The 15,328-nt window shown below is 38.7% G+C and carries 17 protein-coding genes; 8 read left to right on the top strand and 9 right to left on the bottom strand.

The features are described 5' to 3' along the window. Position 1: 1 nt before the first annotated feature. A complete protein-coding gene (locus ACUXZ4_RS09795) occupies positions 2 to 1,345 on the bottom strand; it encodes a Na(+)-translocating NADH-quinone reductase subunit A (protein ID WP_464973011.1) in 1,344 nt (447 codons plus the stop codon). 253 nt (positions 1,346 to 1,598) lie between these two features. After that, positions 1,599 to 1,910, bottom strand: coding sequence for a BolA family protein (locus ACUXZ4_RS09790; RefSeq protein WP_464973010.1), 312 nt, complete (start codon positions 1,908 to 1,910; stop codon positions 1,599 to 1,601). A gap of 98 nt (positions 1,911 to 2,008) precedes the next feature. Between ACUXZ4_RS09790 and ACUXZ4_RS09785 the strand changes: the two genes are divergently transcribed. After that, on the top strand, positions 2,009 to 2,608 hold the full coding sequence (locus tag ACUXZ4_RS09785; RefSeq protein ID WP_464973009.1) for a YajG family lipoprotein: 600 nt from the start codon (positions 2,009 to 2,011) through the stop codon (positions 2,606 to 2,608). Positions 2,609 to 2,666: 58 nt separating this feature from the next. On the opposite strand, the gene apaH is transcribed toward ACUXZ4_RS09785, so the two are convergent. The 4 genes from apaH to pyrR all read right to left on the bottom strand — a co-directional run bounded on the left by apaH (position 2,667) and on the right by pyrR (position 5,955). Then, a complete protein-coding gene (gene apaH, locus ACUXZ4_RS09780) occupies positions 2,667 to 3,494 on the bottom strand; it encodes a bis(5'-nucleosyl)-tetraphosphatase (symmetrical) ApaH (protein WP_464973008.1) in 828 nt (275 codons plus the stop codon). Positions 3,495 to 3,496: 2 nt separating this feature from the next. Beyond that, entirely contained in the window at positions 3,497 to 4,357 is an 861-nt protein-coding gene (rsmA, locus tag ACUXZ4_RS09775; protein WP_464973007.1) for a 16S rRNA (adenine(1518)-N(6)/adenine(1519)-N(6))-dimethyltransferase RsmA, read from the bottom strand. Positions 4,358 to 4,406: 49 nt separating this feature from the next. After that, on the bottom strand, positions 4,407 to 5,354 hold the full coding sequence (locus ACUXZ4_RS09770) for a peptidylprolyl isomerase (protein WP_464973006.1): 948 nt from the start codon (positions 5,352 to 5,354) through the stop codon (positions 4,407 to 4,409). Between the two features lie 64 nt (positions 5,355 to 5,418). Next, positions 5,419 to 5,955, bottom strand: coding sequence for a bifunctional pyr operon transcriptional regulator/uracil phosphoribosyltransferase PyrR (gene pyrR / locus ACUXZ4_RS09765; RefSeq protein WP_464973005.1), 537 nt, complete (start codon positions 5,953 to 5,955; stop codon positions 5,419 to 5,421). Positions 5,956 to 6,089: 134 nt separating this feature from the next. Here pyrR and rdgB point away from each other — a divergent pair, with 134 nt between their 5' ends. The 5 genes from rdgB (at position 6,090) to serA (ending at position 10,220) form a co-directional block, all read left to right on the top strand. Next, positions 6,090 to 6,689, top strand: coding sequence for an RdgB/HAM1 family non-canonical purine NTP pyrophosphatase (gene rdgB / locus ACUXZ4_RS09760; RefSeq protein WP_464973004.1), 600 nt, complete (start codon positions 6,090 to 6,092; stop codon positions 6,687 to 6,689). A gap of 39 nt (positions 6,690 to 6,728) precedes the next feature. Next, positions 6,729 to 7,049: a YbjQ family protein gene (locus ACUXZ4_RS09755; protein ID WP_464973003.1), complete on the top strand. Its 321-nt coding sequence runs from the start codon at positions 6,729 to 6,731 to the stop codon at positions 7,047 to 7,049. Further along, positions 7,049 to 8,203 carry a radical SAM family heme chaperone HemW gene (gene hemW, locus ACUXZ4_RS09750; RefSeq protein ID WP_464973002.1) on the top strand — a complete coding sequence of 385 codons (1,155 nt, stop codon included), beginning with the start codon at positions 7,049 to 7,051 and terminating at the stop codon, positions 8,201 to 8,203. Before ACUXZ4_RS09755 ends, hemW begins: the two co-directional genes overlap by 1 nt. Before the next feature lie 79 nt (positions 8,204 to 8,282). Next, a complete protein-coding gene (gene rpiA / locus ACUXZ4_RS09745; protein ID WP_464973001.1) occupies positions 8,283 to 8,942 on the top strand; it encodes a ribose-5-phosphate isomerase RpiA in 660 nt (219 codons plus the stop codon). 48 nt (positions 8,943 to 8,990) lie between these two features. Further along, positions 8,991 to 10,220, top strand: coding sequence for a phosphoglycerate dehydrogenase (serA, locus tag ACUXZ4_RS09740; protein ID WP_464973000.1), 1,230 nt, complete (start codon positions 8,991 to 8,993; stop codon positions 10,218 to 10,220). 44 nt (positions 10,221 to 10,264) lie between these two features. Here serA and hda read toward each other — a convergent pair whose 3' ends face one another. The 3 genes from hda to upp all read right to left on the bottom strand — a co-directional run bounded on the left by hda (position 10,265) and on the right by upp (position 13,027). After that, the gene (gene hda, locus ACUXZ4_RS09735) at positions 10,265 to 10,957 is read right to left on the bottom strand and encodes a DnaA inactivator Hda (RefSeq protein ID WP_464972999.1); all 693 of its coding nucleotides are present in this window, start codon (positions 10,955 to 10,957) and stop codon (positions 10,265 to 10,267) included. 80 nt (positions 10,958 to 11,037) lie between these two features. Then, on the bottom strand, positions 11,038 to 12,291 hold the full coding sequence (locus ACUXZ4_RS09730) for a nucleobase:cation symporter-2 family protein (RefSeq protein ID WP_464972998.1): 1,254 nt from the start codon (positions 12,289 to 12,291) through the stop codon (positions 11,038 to 11,040). Between the two features lie 109 nt (positions 12,292 to 12,400). Continuing rightward, positions 12,401 to 13,027: a uracil phosphoribosyltransferase gene (upp, locus tag ACUXZ4_RS09725; protein WP_464972997.1), complete on the bottom strand. Its 627-nt coding sequence runs from the start codon at positions 13,025 to 13,027 to the stop codon at positions 12,401 to 12,403. A 159-nt stretch (positions 13,028 to 13,186) separates the two neighbouring features. Between upp and ACUXZ4_RS09720 the strand changes: the two genes are divergently transcribed. After that, on the top strand, positions 13,187 to 13,921 hold the full coding sequence (locus ACUXZ4_RS09720) for a response regulator (RefSeq protein ID WP_464972996.1): 735 nt from the start codon (positions 13,187 to 13,189) through the stop codon (positions 13,919 to 13,921). Positions 13,922 to 13,940: 19 nt separating this feature from the next. After that, positions 13,941 to 15,326, top strand: coding sequence for an envelope stress sensor histidine kinase CpxA (gene cpxA, locus ACUXZ4_RS09715; protein ID WP_464972995.1), 1,386 nt, complete (start codon positions 13,941 to 13,943; stop codon positions 15,324 to 15,326). Positions 15,327 to 15,328 lie beyond the last annotated feature (2 nt).

The following is a 15,328-nucleotide window of genomic DNA, read 5'->3' as shown; positions in this document are numbered from 1 at the left end:
TTTAACCTTCCTTCTCAATCTTATCTAATGCTTGACGTAAGAGTGAACCGTAGTCGGTTTTACCCGGACAAACAAAAGTACAGAGTGCTAAATCTTCTTCTTCTAACTCTAAACAACCGAGTGCTTGAGCTGAGTCTGTATCGCCCGCAGCAAGATCACGTAATAATAAAGTTGGTAAGATATCTAATGGCATAACACGCTCATAAGAGCCAATTGGTACCATTGCACGATCGCCACCATTAACTGCGGTGGTAAAATTGAATAATTTACGACCAAAGTGACCTAAAACGGTACGTGTAATTGAGTACTTACTTGCTTGTGGTGTAATCCAACCCATAAATTCTTTGTCGCTACCTTCTGCAATAACAGAAACTTGTAATGCATAACGACCTAAATAGTTATGTGGACCTTCCGCTTTCTTACCATGTAATACAGAACCAGAGATAATACGATTTTGTCCTTCATTTAATTCATTTTCTGTTAATTGAGAAAGATTCGCACCAAGGTGTGTATGAATTAAACGAGGCGATTTGACTTGTGGACCTGCTAATGAAATAACACGTGTTGTATAGATCTCACCAGTGGTGAACAATTTACCGAATGCGATGACATCTTGATAGTTTAAATGCCATACCTGTTTAGTTACGCTAACAGGATCGATAAAGTGAATGTGAGTACCCACTAAACCCGCTGGATGTGGACCGCCAAAATCATGAATTGCAAGGTTTTCAATATCTGCTGTTGGGATATTTGTGTCGCCAGCTTTACATAAATGGATTTTGCCATTTGGATGTAGGCGGCTTAACACAGTCAAACCATACACAAAATCTTGCCAATGTTCTTTTAGGACTACTTCTGGGTTTGCTGATAATGGATTGGTATCCATTGCATTTACGAAGATTGACGCAGGAACTGCATCAACTGCGGGTACTTTACCAAATGGGCGCGTACGTAATGCTGTCCATAAGCCAGAGGCTTGTAAATTTTGACGCACTTGTGTTTCGCTTAATTGGCTCAATGCAGCAACATCGTATTTATCGAAAGTAACTTGTTCATTACCTTCAACACGAATTACCACAGATTGTAATACTCGCTTAGCACCGCGATTAATCGCAGAAATAGTACCGCTAGCAGGGGCAGTAAATACAACGCCAGGATTCTTTTTATCTTCAAAAAGTACCTGACCTTTTTTCACTACATCACCTTCACGTACCTTCATTGAAGGACGCATACCTACATATTCTTCGCCAAGCAAGGCAACTTCAGTAACGGCATTGCCGCTACGGATTACTTGTTCTGGTTTCCCTGCAATAGGAAGATCCAAGCCTTTTTTAATCGTAATCATTGTTTGCACTACTTTTCGTTAGGTTTAAAAATTAAGCCACTATTTATAAAAAATTAAAAATAATGACCACACATTGAGTAATGGTTTTGTAAAACCATAAAAATAAAAACTCAAATTCTGTATTTGCCCCAAAATAAAGACAAAAATAACAACCTATTCTAACTAAAAATCGACATTTCTTCTACTTTAACACCGTATTTTTAGTGATATTTGGCTAAAAAATGAGAGTTTTTGCAAAAATACTTCTAAAGAGTTATACGCCAATTCCAGTACAATTTGGTGATTGTGGATATTGTTGGCCTAACGCTTGCCATTCTGCTAGCGTATAAGTATGTAAAGCAAGGGCGTGTATGCCATTTTCGAGATCTGCGGAAAGAAATTGATAAATTAAACGATGGCGCGCCACTTTGCTGATATGATCGAATTTATCGCTTACTAGGACAATTTTGAAATGTGAATCACCGCCGCGTCCTGAACGGTGCATGTGGCTTTCATTCTCTACATGAACAAAGTGCGGTGTAAATTCTTGCGTTAATCTATCGATCAGCTCTTGTTGTTTGGTCATTTGATTCTCCATGAATAAAAAATTTGCTAAGAAGGCTATACATTATAAAGTAAGTTTGCAAGAATAATGCGACGATTATTTTACATTGAGGACATATTATGAAATTACGCAAACCATTTTCGTTGGTAGCACTGGTGGCAAGTAGTGTTTTATTGGCTGCTTGTGCTGATAAACCGAGCAATACGCTTCATTTTTCGCCAGCATCGCCAACAGCAACCGTTGCATTTAACACAATGAATCAAAAAGCCATTGTTAATGTGGTCACAAAAGATGAGCGTGCGCAGCCGGAAATATCTAGTTACACATCTTCTGGTTCATTATTAAAATTATCTGCTTCGCCAGAAGTGGCTAAACTATTTCAACAGGTGGTACAACAAGATTTAAATGCGAAAGGCTTCCGCTTAGCTAGTGCAGAAGCGAATACGCAATTGTTAGTACGAGTAAAAGAGTTTTACGCTCAGGTTGATGAAGGCAATCTTCGTCATAAAATCTCTTCACGCGTACAATTAGAAATTCATGTGCAAGGCGTGAAAGGCAATTTCACCAAAAATATTGGTGCAAGTCGTGTCGATGAAGGTGTGCTAGGTGTGAATAATCTCGATATCCAAAAAAGTTTGACCTTAACCTTACAGGATGTGGTGAGAGGATTGCACAAAGACAGAGAAATTGCTGATGCGATTTATCGTTATAGTAATTAATGAAACCTAAAAAGAAAAATGGACGCTTAACGTCCATTTTTTTATTACAAAAACTGTTTTATTTTACACCGCGGTTTTGTAGGCTAGGTTGAACAAAATATTGCTTATCTTCCCAACGAAGTAACGTCATTCGATTGCCCCAAGCACAGCCTGTGTCTAACGCATAAATATTATTTGGAACAGGCGTATCCACTAAACTTGCCCAATGTCCAAAAATAATCTGCTCTTGTTTAAATAATGGATTATCTAAGTTGAACCAAGGGCTGAGATAGTCTGGGGCTTGTGAAACAGGCGATTTACATTCAAAATCCAAACGATGATCGCTATAGCAAAAACGCATACGCGTGAACACATTGATGATATAACGTAAACGAGAAATGCCTTGTAAATCCGTTTGCCAGCGATCTGGTTGGCTATCGTACATTTGAGCTAACAAATCAGGGTATTGCTCTGAACTGAGCACTTGTTCAACTTCTTTTGCGCAATCCATCGTAGTTTGCAAATCCCAATCAGGTGAAATACCCGCATGAGCAAGACAGAACCCTAATTGTTGTTGATGAATAAATAGTGACTGGCGGCGTAACCAATCCATTAATTCTTCGAAATCTTCCGCAGCGAAAATCGCATCGACTTTATCCCAAGGTTTGACTTTTTTTATACCAAGTGCGGTGGAAAGTAAGTGTAAATCATGGTTGCCAAGCACTGTTTGTGCTGCATTACCCAAGGATTTAACAAAGCGTAAACATTCCAAAGATTTATCGCCTCTTGCCACTAAATCACCAGTTAAGTAGAGATGATCTTTTAGAGGATCAAATTGGACTTTTTCTAATAAAAGTTGCAATTCGTCATAGCAACCATGTAAATCACCAACAATATAATTCGCCATAATTAGTCTTCGGAGTCAATTATTTCTGCATTGTCCATTTCGGGAGGATTATCATATAACCAATTTGCTAAGCGTGCATAATCTGCAATGCTGAGATTTTCTGCTCGTGCATTCAAATCAATATTAAGTGCGGTTAAATTTTCCGCAGAAATTAAACCAGATAACGCATTACGTAAGGTTTTTCGTCTTTGGTTAAAAGCTTGGCTGGTTACACGATTAAGCCAATATAAATCCTTAACAGGATGAGGTAAGGTTTCATGTGGAATTAAGCGCACAACCGCAGAATCCACTTTGGGTGCAGGTTTAAACGCTGTTGGTGGCACTTCTAATACAGGCATCACTTGGCAAAAATATTGCGCCATAATCGTTAAGCGGCCATATGCTTTGCTATTTGGCGCTGCACATAAGCGTTTTACCACTTCTTTCTGCAACATAAAGTGCATATCTTGAATTTTGTCGTGGAACTTAAATAAATGGAACATCAATGGTGTAGAAATATTATAGGGGAGGTTACCAAAGATTCTTAATTTCAGTCCTTTCCCTTGACATTCTTCTTTCTCGTAAAGTGAGCCAAAATCAAATTGCATCGCATCCGTTTCAATTACGGTTAATTTTTGATGTAAGAAAGGATGATGGCGTAATCGCTCAGCAAGATCGCGGTCCAATTCGACAACGGTTAAATGATCAATTTGATCCGCAACTGGTTCGGTTAAAGCACCTAAACCGGGACCGATTTCAACTAAAAATTGATTTTTTTGTGGATAAATGGCAGCAACAATGCCCTGTATGACATTGTCATCATGTAAGAAGTTTTGCCCAAATCGTTTACGGGCGGTATGACCTAAATGTTTTTTGGAATTCATAATAATGTATGTATAAAAATAAAAAGGGTGGGCATTGCCCACCGAAAAATTATCTTACTAGATATTTGATTTCAGCACCTTTACGTAAGGCTTTAACCCAATCTTTTGCTTCATCTTGAAGTTGCTGATTAACTAAGGTTTCATAGGCTTTTTGGCGGAATGCATTTTCGCTTACCTCGCCATCACGACTATCCATTACTTCTAAAATATGCCAACCAAACTCGGTTTTAAAAGGCGCAGAAATCTGTCCTTTTTTGGTTTTTCTAATGGTATTGGCAAATTCAGGTACATAGCTATCTGGTGCTGTAAAACCTAAGTCACCGCCATTTGCACCTGATAAGTAATCTTTTGAATAATCTTTCGCTGCTGCAGCAAAAGTTGTTTTACCCGCAAGGATATCAGAACGAATTTCAGTTAATTTTGCTTTAGCTTGTGCGTCATTTAACATTGGATTTAATTTTAACAAAATATGGCGCACTTGGTAATGCGTTGTTGTTAACGCTTTTGTATTACCACTATTTTTTGCATTTTCCCACATTTGTTTGCTGAGTGCTTCAACGTCTTCTCGGCTAACATCAATGTGTTTGCCAATGCTACGGTTACGCACTTCAGACATTAAAATTTGGTTACGAATGTTGCTACGGAATTTTTGTAATGAAATACCTTGGTAGTCTAAAACATCAAGGAATTGTCCATAGGTTAAGCCATTTTGTGCGGCAATATTACGCACAATTTGATCAATTTTTGCCGCGCTGACATTAACGCCAGATTCTTTAATAGCTTTTTGTAACAGCATATCATCAATAATGCTGTCCAATGCTTTCATTCGGTTTTCTTCTGTATTTGCACGTTTTCCTAAAGCACGTTTTAGTTGGCTTTCTAAGATTGGTGCGCCATCAACGGTGGCCACCACTTGTTCTACCGCTTGTGCAGAGGTTGAAATAGCAAAGGCACTGATCGCCACTACAAAAATTGATTTTAAAGACATAAGTTTCATATTTATCCGTTGGTACAGTTAATTAAAGACAATGGGTTAGATTATGTACTTCAAGAAAAGTTCCTTATTTTGACAATAAAGCCACTTCATAGCAACTGTCAAATTTCATGGTACGAACTTGAACTTTCTCACTGCGACTGGTGGGTACATTTTTACCCACATAGTCAGCTCGAATTGGCAATTCACGATGACCTCGGTCAACAAAAATCACTAATTCTACCTTTGCAGCACGCCCAAAATCCGCTAAAGCATCTAATGCTGCGCGAATGGTGCGACCGGTAAAAAGTACATCATCAATTAAGATTACCGTTTTATTTTGCACGCTAATATAGTCAGAAGAACCATGATAAATTGGTGCTTGGCTTGGTTCTGCATACTCTAAATCATCACGATAAAAGGTGATATCTAAATCAATAGAGGGCAATTCTTTCTGTGTTAAATCGGTAATTTTACGCTTGATCAATTCGGCAATTTCAGCACCGCGACGCTTAATGCCAACGATCACAATATCGTCTAAATTTTGATGTTTTTCGATGATTTCATGTGAAATTCGCGAAATAGTGCGAATAAATTGGTCTTCATCAATAATGATCTTTTCCATAAAACCCTTCTTTATTGGCGAGGAAAATTAAATTGGTGTTACTATAACAAAAATTAGTAAAAAATGACCGCACTTTCATTAAAAAACTTTATAATAATGCCAATTTAGCCAAGAAATAAGGAAAAATAAATCTTATGAAACAAAAAATTGTGCTTGCGACCGGCAATAAGGGGAAAGTCAAAGAGATGTCCGATGTGTTAGCAGAATTCGGCTGGGAAGTTATTGCACAAACAGATTTGAATATTGAAAGCCCAGAAGAGACAGGTTTAACTTTCGTGGAAAATGCCATTTTAAAAGCAAGATATGCTAGCAAAATGTCAGGTTTGCCAGCAATTGCTGACGACTCAGGTTTGGTTGTAGATGCATTGAATGGTGAGCCCGGCTTATATTCTGCGCGCTATGCGGGTGTTGATGGCGACGAGGCAGACGCCAAAAATCGTCAGAAGCTGCTGGAAAAATTACAAGGCGTAAGTGCGGAACAGCGTAAAGCAAAATTCGTGAGCTGCATTGTGTTATTGCAACATGAAAAGGATCCGTCCCCAATTATTGCTGAGGGGGAATGTTTTGGTGAAATTGGTTTTGCAGAAAAGGGCAGTAATGGCTTTGGTTATGATAGCTTATTTTTTAGTCCTGAAGTGAATTGCACCTTTGCTGAACTTGAATTAGCGGAAAAGAAAAAGATCTCTCATCGCGCCAGAGCATTGGCGATCTTAAAAGCCAAGTTAACCGCTTAAAACTTCGTAAAAACACACCGCACTTTTAGGAGAAAGTAGATGATTGTGACGACAACCCCCAATATTGAGGGAAAACAAATTATTGAATATAAACAAATGGTTTTTGGCGAAGTGGTCGCGGGCGCTAACTTTATTCGTGATTTCTTGGCAAGTGTAACGGATGTTTTCGGTGGGCGTGCTGGCGCTTATGAATCAAAAATTACACGTGGGCGCTTAGATGCTATTGAAGAAATGAAGCAGCACGCACAAAAATTAGGTGCGAATGCGATTGTTGGGGTGGAAGTGAATTATGCCTCTATTGATGGTGGCAAAAGTATGTTTATGATTGTTGCTAGTGGCACAGCGGTTGTGGTGCGTTAATGGCTCAACTTGTTTTACCACCACTTAGTTTGTATGTGCATATTCCTTGGTGTGTGCAGAAATGCCCTTATTGTGATTTTAATTCGCACGCACAAAAAGGCATGATTCCTGAACAAGATTATGTTGACCATCTACTAAAAGATTTAACGCAAGACTTGCAACGTTTTACGGACAGCGTAAAAGATCGTCCATTACATTCCATTTTTATTGGCGGTGGTACGCCGAGCTTATTTTCTGCTTCCAGCATTGAGCAGTTATTACAAGGCATCCAAGCACAAATTCCCTTTTCACAACATATTGAAATTACTTTGGAAGCCAATCCGGGAACAGTGGAAGCCTCACGTTTTAAAGGCTATGTTGAAGCGGGCGTAACCCGTATTTCTATGGGAATCCAAAGTTTTGATGATGATAAATTGCAGCGCTTAGGGCGAATTCATAATGCTGAGGAAGCCAAAAGTGCGGTGAATTTAGCGCAAGTTTCTGGTTTGAACAGTTTTAATTTGGATTTAATGCATGGTCTGCCAGAGCAGCGTTTAGAACAAGCTTTGAATGACTTACGCCAAGCCATAGCGCTTAATCCGCCTCATTTGTCTTGGTATCAATTAACTATTGAGCCAAACACTATGTTTGCTTATCGTCCACCTCAATTGCCTGATGATGACGAACTTTGGGATATTTTCGAACAAGGGCATTTGTTGCTTACTGAAGCAGGTTACCAACAATATGAAACTTCCGCCTATGCGAAACCGAACTTCCAATGTCAGCATAATTTAAATTATTGGCGCTTTGGCGATTATTTAGCCATTGGTTGTGGTGCACATGGTAAGCTGAGTTTTGAAAATGGCGATATTATTCGGTATAGCAAAACCAAACATCCTAAAGGCTATATGCGCGGAGAATACCTATACGAACAAAAAAATGTCGAAGCAATAGACCGCCCATTTGAATTTTTTATGAATCGTTTTCGTTTGTTGGAACCAGTGCCTAAAATTGAATTTGAGCAATTGACTGGTTTACCCCAAAGTGCGGTGCAAAAACCAATAAATTGGGCATTAGAAAAAGGTTATATTCAACAGACAGATCAGTATTGGCAAGTGACGGAACAAGGCAAGTTATTTTTAAATGAATTGTTAACGGAATTTTTAGCAAAATAACTTGATTTCTGCTCAGTATTGGGATTAAAGTAGTCGTTTATTGCGCAAACGTTTACCTAAATAAAACAAAGGGATAAAAATGAATCAACTCGAAATGAAAAAAATGGCAGCCCAAGCTGCATTAAAATATGTTAAACCAGATACGATTGTTGGCGTGGGTAGTGGTTCAACAGTCAATTGTTTTATTGAAGCATTAGGTACAATTAAAGATCAAATTCAAGGCGCAGTTGCTGCGTCCAAAGCATCGGAAGAATTGCTACGCCAACAAGGCATTGAAGTTTTTAGCGCTAACGATGTTTCTAGTTTAGATATTTATGTTGATGGTGCAGATGAAATCAATCCACAAAAAATGATGATTAAAGGTGGTGGCGCGGCGTTGACGCGTGAAAAAATTGTGGCTTCATTAACCAAAAAATTCATTTGTATTGTGGATAGCTCCAAACAAGTGGATGTATTAGGATCAACCTTTCCGTTGCCAGTTGAAGTGATCCCAATGGCGCGTTCGCAAGTGGCACGTAAATTAGTGGCATTAGGCGGATCACCTGAATGGCGTGAAGGCGTGGTAACGGATAATGGCAATGTAATTTTGGATGTACATAATTTTAAAATTATGAATCCAGTGGAAATGGAAAAAGAATTAAATAACGTTGCTGGTGTGGTGACGAATGGGATTTTTGCCTTAAATGCTGCCAATATTGTGATTGTTGGTACGCCGGAAGGGGCAAAAATTATTGAATAATCCACCGCACTTTTAGCCGAATTTATAATATACAAAAGGAAAGCAAATATGACTAAGGTATCTCTTGATAAATCAAAAATTAAATTTCTCTTGTTAGAAGGCGTTCACCAAAGTGCGCTTGAAGTATTACGTGCAGCGGGTTATACCAATATTGAATATCATAAAAAGGCGCTAGATGGCGAAGAATTAAAAAATGCCATTAAGGACGCGCACTTTGTAGGTATTCGTTCTCGTACCTTTTTAACGGAAGAAGTTTTAGCTTGTGCGCCAAAATTAATCGCCATTGGTTGTTTCTGTATTGGTACGAACCAAGTGGATTTAAAAGCGGCTGAAATGCGTGGTATCCCTGTGTTTAACGCGCCTTTCTCCAATACGCGTTCTGTGGCTGAATTAGTGCTAGGCGAAATTTTGTTATTAATGCGTAATGTGCCACAGGCGAATGCAGATGTGCATCGTGGCTTATGGAATAAATCAGCAGACGGTTCTCATGAAGTGCGTGGTAAAAAATTGGGGATTATTGGTTATGGTCATATCGGTTCGCAATTAAGCGTTATTGCCGAATCTTTAGGCATGAGAGTGTACTTTTATGACATCGAAAATAAATTACCACTAGGTAATGCACAGCAAATTCGTAGCTTAAATGATTTATTGTCATCATGTGATGTTGTTTCATTACACGTGCCAGAAAATTCCTCAACGAAAAATCTGATGAATGCGGAACGTATTGCTCAGTTAAAACAAGGTGCTATTTTAATTAACGCTGCTCGTGGTACGGTTGTGGATATTGATGCACTTGCAAGCGCATTAGAAAGCGGACGTGTTCGTGGCGCTGCATTAGACGTGTTCCCAGAAGAGCCAGCTTCGATACAAGAAGAATTTAAATCACCATTGCGTAAATTTGATAATGTGATTTTAACCCCGCATATTGGTGGCTCAACCTCTGAAGCACAAGAAAATATTGGTGCGGAAGTATCAGGTAAATTTGTGAAATATTCCGATAATGGTTCAACCTTATCTGCGGTGAATTTCCCAGAAGTTTCATTGCCTGAACACAGTGGTGCAAACCGTTTATTACATATTCACCATAACCGCCCAGGTATTTTGAACAAAATCAACAAAGTGTTTGTGGACGCTAACGTGAATATTGCTGCGCAATATTTACAAACCAACCCAAATATTGGTTATGTGGTCATTGATGTTGAATCGGATGACACCTTAGAGTTGTTGCATCAATTAAAAGAAATTGAAGGGACTATTCGCGCGCGCGTGTTGTTCTAAAAAACTAGTCGAAAAAAAACCGCACTTTTATCAGTGCGGTTTTTTTATAGTTGTAAAATTTCTTTCACAAAAGGGATCGTCAACTTGCGTTGTGCTTGTAATGAGGCTTTGTTGAGTTTTGCCAATGTCATAAAAAGTGTTCGCATATCGCGATCTAAGCGTTTAATCAGGAAATGCGCTGTTTCTTCGGGTAATTCCATTCCCAATTGATGTGCGTTTTGTTGTAAGGCGGCGATTTTTTGTTGATCATTGAGTGGATGTAATTGATAGATTTCACCCCAACGTAAGCGAGAGGCAAGATCTGGCAATTTAATTGGCAAAGCATTAGGTGATTGATTCGCACTGATCAATAATAAGCAGTCGCCTTTTTCTTTTACCCGATTAAATAAATCAAAAATCGCTAATTCCCATTCACGATCGCCAGCTACCGCTTGTAAATCGTCTAAACAAATCACTTCTTGTTGTTCTAAATCAGTTAAGACTTCCGTTGAAAAATGAGCTTGTTTGTTTAATGGTACATAAATACAACTACGGTATTGGTGAAACAAATGGTTCGCAACGGCTTTGAGTAAATGGCTTTTTCCACTTCCTTGTTCTCCCCAGATATAGAAAAATGGCTGTTGTAGTTGGTGGAAATTCTTGTGCAACGAATCCAATAGCAATAAATTATTATTACCATAGAAATTCTCAAAAGTATCATCATCAAGTTGATGGATGGGTAATGATAGTTGTTGCAAAGCAATCCCTTAGTTTGAAAAAGTGCGGTTAAGCATAGCGGAAAAAAAGTGGGTTAGGCAAGACCTAACCCATTTTATTTTTAATCTTCGAGGTTATTTACAGCTTTAGGTAGAACTAAATTGAGGATAATAGCAACGATAGCACAAAGGCTGATGCCTTTTACAGAAAGCTCGCCCACATTGACGAACATACCGCCGATACCGAAAGTCATTACCACAGAAATAATACATAGATTGCGAGCTTCTGTGACATCAACTTTCGCGCGGATTAAAGTGCTCATGCCCACCACTGCAATTGAGCCGAATACTAACATCATAATACCGCCCATTACGATAGTTGGAATGGTCGCTAAGAATGCACCGACTTTTCCACAAAATGAAATCGCAATTGCCCAAATTGCCGCCCAAGTCATAATGTTCGGATTGAAGTTGCGAGTTAGCATTACCGCACCAGTTACTTCTGCATATGTGGTATTTGGTGGCCCACCCAATAATGATGCAGTAGTTGTAGCAACACCATCACCAAGTAAAGTGCGGTGTAATCCAGGATTTTTTAAGAAATCTTTTCCTGTTACAGAACTGATTGCCATAATGCCGCCTAAATGTTCTACAGCAGGTGCAATGGCAATGGGTAATAAGTAGAGGATGGCTTCAAGTTTAAACTCTGGCGTAGTTAGTTTTGGTAAGCTAAACCAAGGTGCATCTATTACGGGTTGGAAATTGATTAATCCTAAGAATAAACATAAGACATAGCCCACTGCGATACCAAACATAATTGGGATCAATTTCATAATGCCTTTTGAGAATACCGCAACACAGAGCGTGGTTAATAAGGTAATCAATGACACTAAAATTGCTTGGCTATATTCATAAACTTGGGCGTCACCTTGTTTACCTACTGCCATGCTCACTGCAACTGGTGCTAGTCCCATACCAATGATAATTATTACTGGACCTACAACAACTGGCGGAAAAAGGCGTTCTAATATGCCGACACCACGTAATTTTACTAGGGTGCTTAATGCTAAATATACTAAGCCAGTACAGGCTAAGCCGCCCATAGTGGTGGAAATACCCCAAGTTTGGACGCCATATTGAATAGGTGCAATAAAAGCGAAAGAAGAAGCAAGGAAGATAGGGACTTGTTTACCAGTACAAAGTTGGAATAATAATGTACCTATACCCGCAGTAAGCAATGCAGTATTGGAATCTAAGCCAGTGATAAGTGGTACCAGCACCAATGCACCAAAGGCAACGAATAACATTTGTAAACCAACAAAAGCTTGTTTAAATGTGCTTTGGTTGGTGTCTGTTGGAAGCGATTGTTTCGTCATAAAAGTTTCATCTCTCAGTCTGAATTAACTTAAAAGTGCGGTGAAAAAACAACAAGTTTTTCCGCAGATTTCATAAAAATCCCTTTACTTTGTTGTAAAGGGATAAGGATTATTTTGTACCAAAGATTTTATCGCCAGCGTCACCTAAACCTGGAATGATATAACCATGCTCGTTTAAATGACTATCAATAGAGGCAGTATAAAGTTCGATATCAGGGTGTGCGGCTTCTAATGCTTTGATACCTTCAGGCGCTGCAACTAATACTAATACTTTAATATGTTTACAGCCTTTTTGTTTTAATAAATCGATAGTAGCAATCATTGAGCCACCTGTTGCTAACATAGGATCGACTACAATGGCGAGTCGTTCTTCTAAATCACTCGCTAATTTTTGGAAATAAGCAACAGGTTCAAGAGTAGTTTCATCTCTATACATCCCAACAACACTAATGCGTGCGCTTGGAATATGTTCAAGAACACCATCCATCATACCTAAGCCCGCACGTAAAATAGGCACGACAGTTACTTTCTTCCCTTTTATTCTATCGACCTGTACAGGCCCACACCAACCGTCAATGGTTACGTTTTCTACTTCTAAATCTGCTGTTGCTTCGTAAGTTAGTAGGCTGCCGACTTCGGTAGCTAATTCTCGGAAATGTTTAGTACTGATATCAGCCATACGCATTAAGCCGATTTTGTGTTTTACAAGTGGATGTTTAACTTCAATAATTTTCATAGAATCCTCACTTAAAGTTGGCAATATAGTAGGACAAAATCAATGTTGCGAATTTTAAAACAGATTGCGTTTGATTAACAGTATTAACTTTGAGTTTAATCATTCTTTTTTTTATAAAAAAGTATTAGAATTGACCGCAGTTTAGTTGAGAGAGGAAAAATGATGTCCTTATTACTTGTTGATGATGATAAAGAGATCCGTTCCCTACTGGTCGATTTACTTTCATTGGAAGGATTTGAAACAGATGAAGCTGAAAACGGCAAAGAAGCCTTATTCAAGTTGGCTAAGCAAAAATATAGTTTGATTCTGTTAGATGTGATGATGCCGGTAATGGATGGAATTGCTACATTGAAAGAAGTTCGTCGTCATTATGATACGCCTATTTTAATGTTAACAGCACGTGGCGATGATTTGGATCGTGTGCAAGGTTTGGAGTTAGGCGCAGATGATTATTTAGCCAAGCCTTTTAATGATCGTGAACTTATTGCGCGTATTCGTGCGATTTTGCGCCGTACGGAACAAAGTTCCCCATCCTCAAAAGGTAATAATGATCATAATCTTTTGCAATTTGAGGATTTTGTTTTAAATAAAGTGAGCAAGCAAGCTTACTATAAAGGTGAATCCTTGGGATTAACCATAACGGAATTCGGTTGTTTGGAATTGATTATTTCGCAAGTGAATAATGTGGTGACTAGGGATGAGCTAAGTATCAAGGTGCTAGGAAAACCGCTTTCGCCTTATGATCGCTCTGTTGATGTGCATATGTCTAACTTGCGTAAGAAATTGCCTGAACGAGGCAATGAACATTTATGGTTTAAAACCTTGCGTGGACGTGGCTATATTATGATTTCGACGGATTATTTAGATTCTAGTCTGCATGATATGCATATTTAAATGATAATTTGGATTGCTTATGTCTAAGTCAGTGATTAGCTCGCTTTCAGCTAAAATTTTCGTCTTATTTTGGCTTATTTTAGGCGGTCTATTATTAATTGCATTTTTTATTCCTCAGCTGGATTCGCGTACATACAGAGAATTGTCTTCCTCTGAAATTAAGTTCTATCACAATGAACTTATCACAGCGATGAAAGACCGAAAGTTTATCCGCGTGTTGTTGCTACCTCGTGATGTTTCTGCTGAATATATCAAGTTGCCTCATCCTATCTTGGTTGATCAACAAAACAACATTATTGGTGCAAGCAAGGAAGAACTGCCATTTGTACAAGAATTTATTAAATTCGCTAACGATCCGCTAAACCCTCAAACTAAACTGTTTAATCATTTTTCGTTGGCTGGGCCTTTTACCATCCATTTAAATGACGATAATGGACAAGCGGTTTTTTCAAGTTATTTTATCGATAATGCTGACCCACAAACACGCGTGATCAGTTATATATTCGATCATCCTCTGTTGTTGATGTTTGTTGTGTTATTCCTATCAACGCCTTTGCTTGCCTTTGTTGCTTATAGTTTAGCCAAGCCTATTCAACAACTAAATAATGCCGCAAATGCGGTTGCATTGGGTGATTTTACCGTTAATAAAGCATTAGAAACCAAAGGTATTGCGGAATTACGTCAAGTGGGCAAAAGTTTTAACCATATGTCGCAATCTTTGGGGGATTTGATTACACATCAACGCAAATGGCTATCCGCTATTTCTCACGAATTGCGCACGCCATTAACACGTTTACAATTATCGGCGGCGTTAATACGGCGTAAAATGGGCGATAGTGTTGAATTGGAACGCATTGATAATGAAATCCTTAAATTAAATAAAATGATTGAAGAGCTGCTGATTGTTTCGCGTAATCAAATGATGAATACGGTGTCCTATTCGGATATTTGTTTGCCAGCCATTTGGGACAGCATACTGGAAAGTGCTCGTTTTGAAGCAGAACAAATGAAGCTGGAGATGACAGTCAATAATCATATTCAGAAACCCGATACTTATCGGGTTAAAGGAAACCTAAATCAGCTTGAAAGTGCGGTGGAAAACATCATTAGAAATGCGATGAAATATACCCATTCCGCATTGGAAATTAATTTATCCCTGAAAGATAAAAAGGTAATGATTTCGGTGGATGATAATGGGGCCGGCTTGCCAGAAGCTGAATATAGCCGTATTTTTACGCCATTTTATCGTGTTGATGAAGACAGAACGCGAGAAAAAGGCGGCGTGGGGTTAGGTTTAGCTATCGTGCAAAGTACGATTCAGTCACATAAAGGACAAGTTTGGGCAGAAAAAAGTCATTTAGGTGGCTTAAGAGTGGTGATTCAATTGCCTTTATGGGAAACTTGATT

The sequence above is a fragment of the Reella acinonychis genome (genome assembly GCF_052828705.1).
Note: the sequence above shows the minus strand (reverse complement) of the source record. Positions and strands in the feature narration are given on the sequence as shown.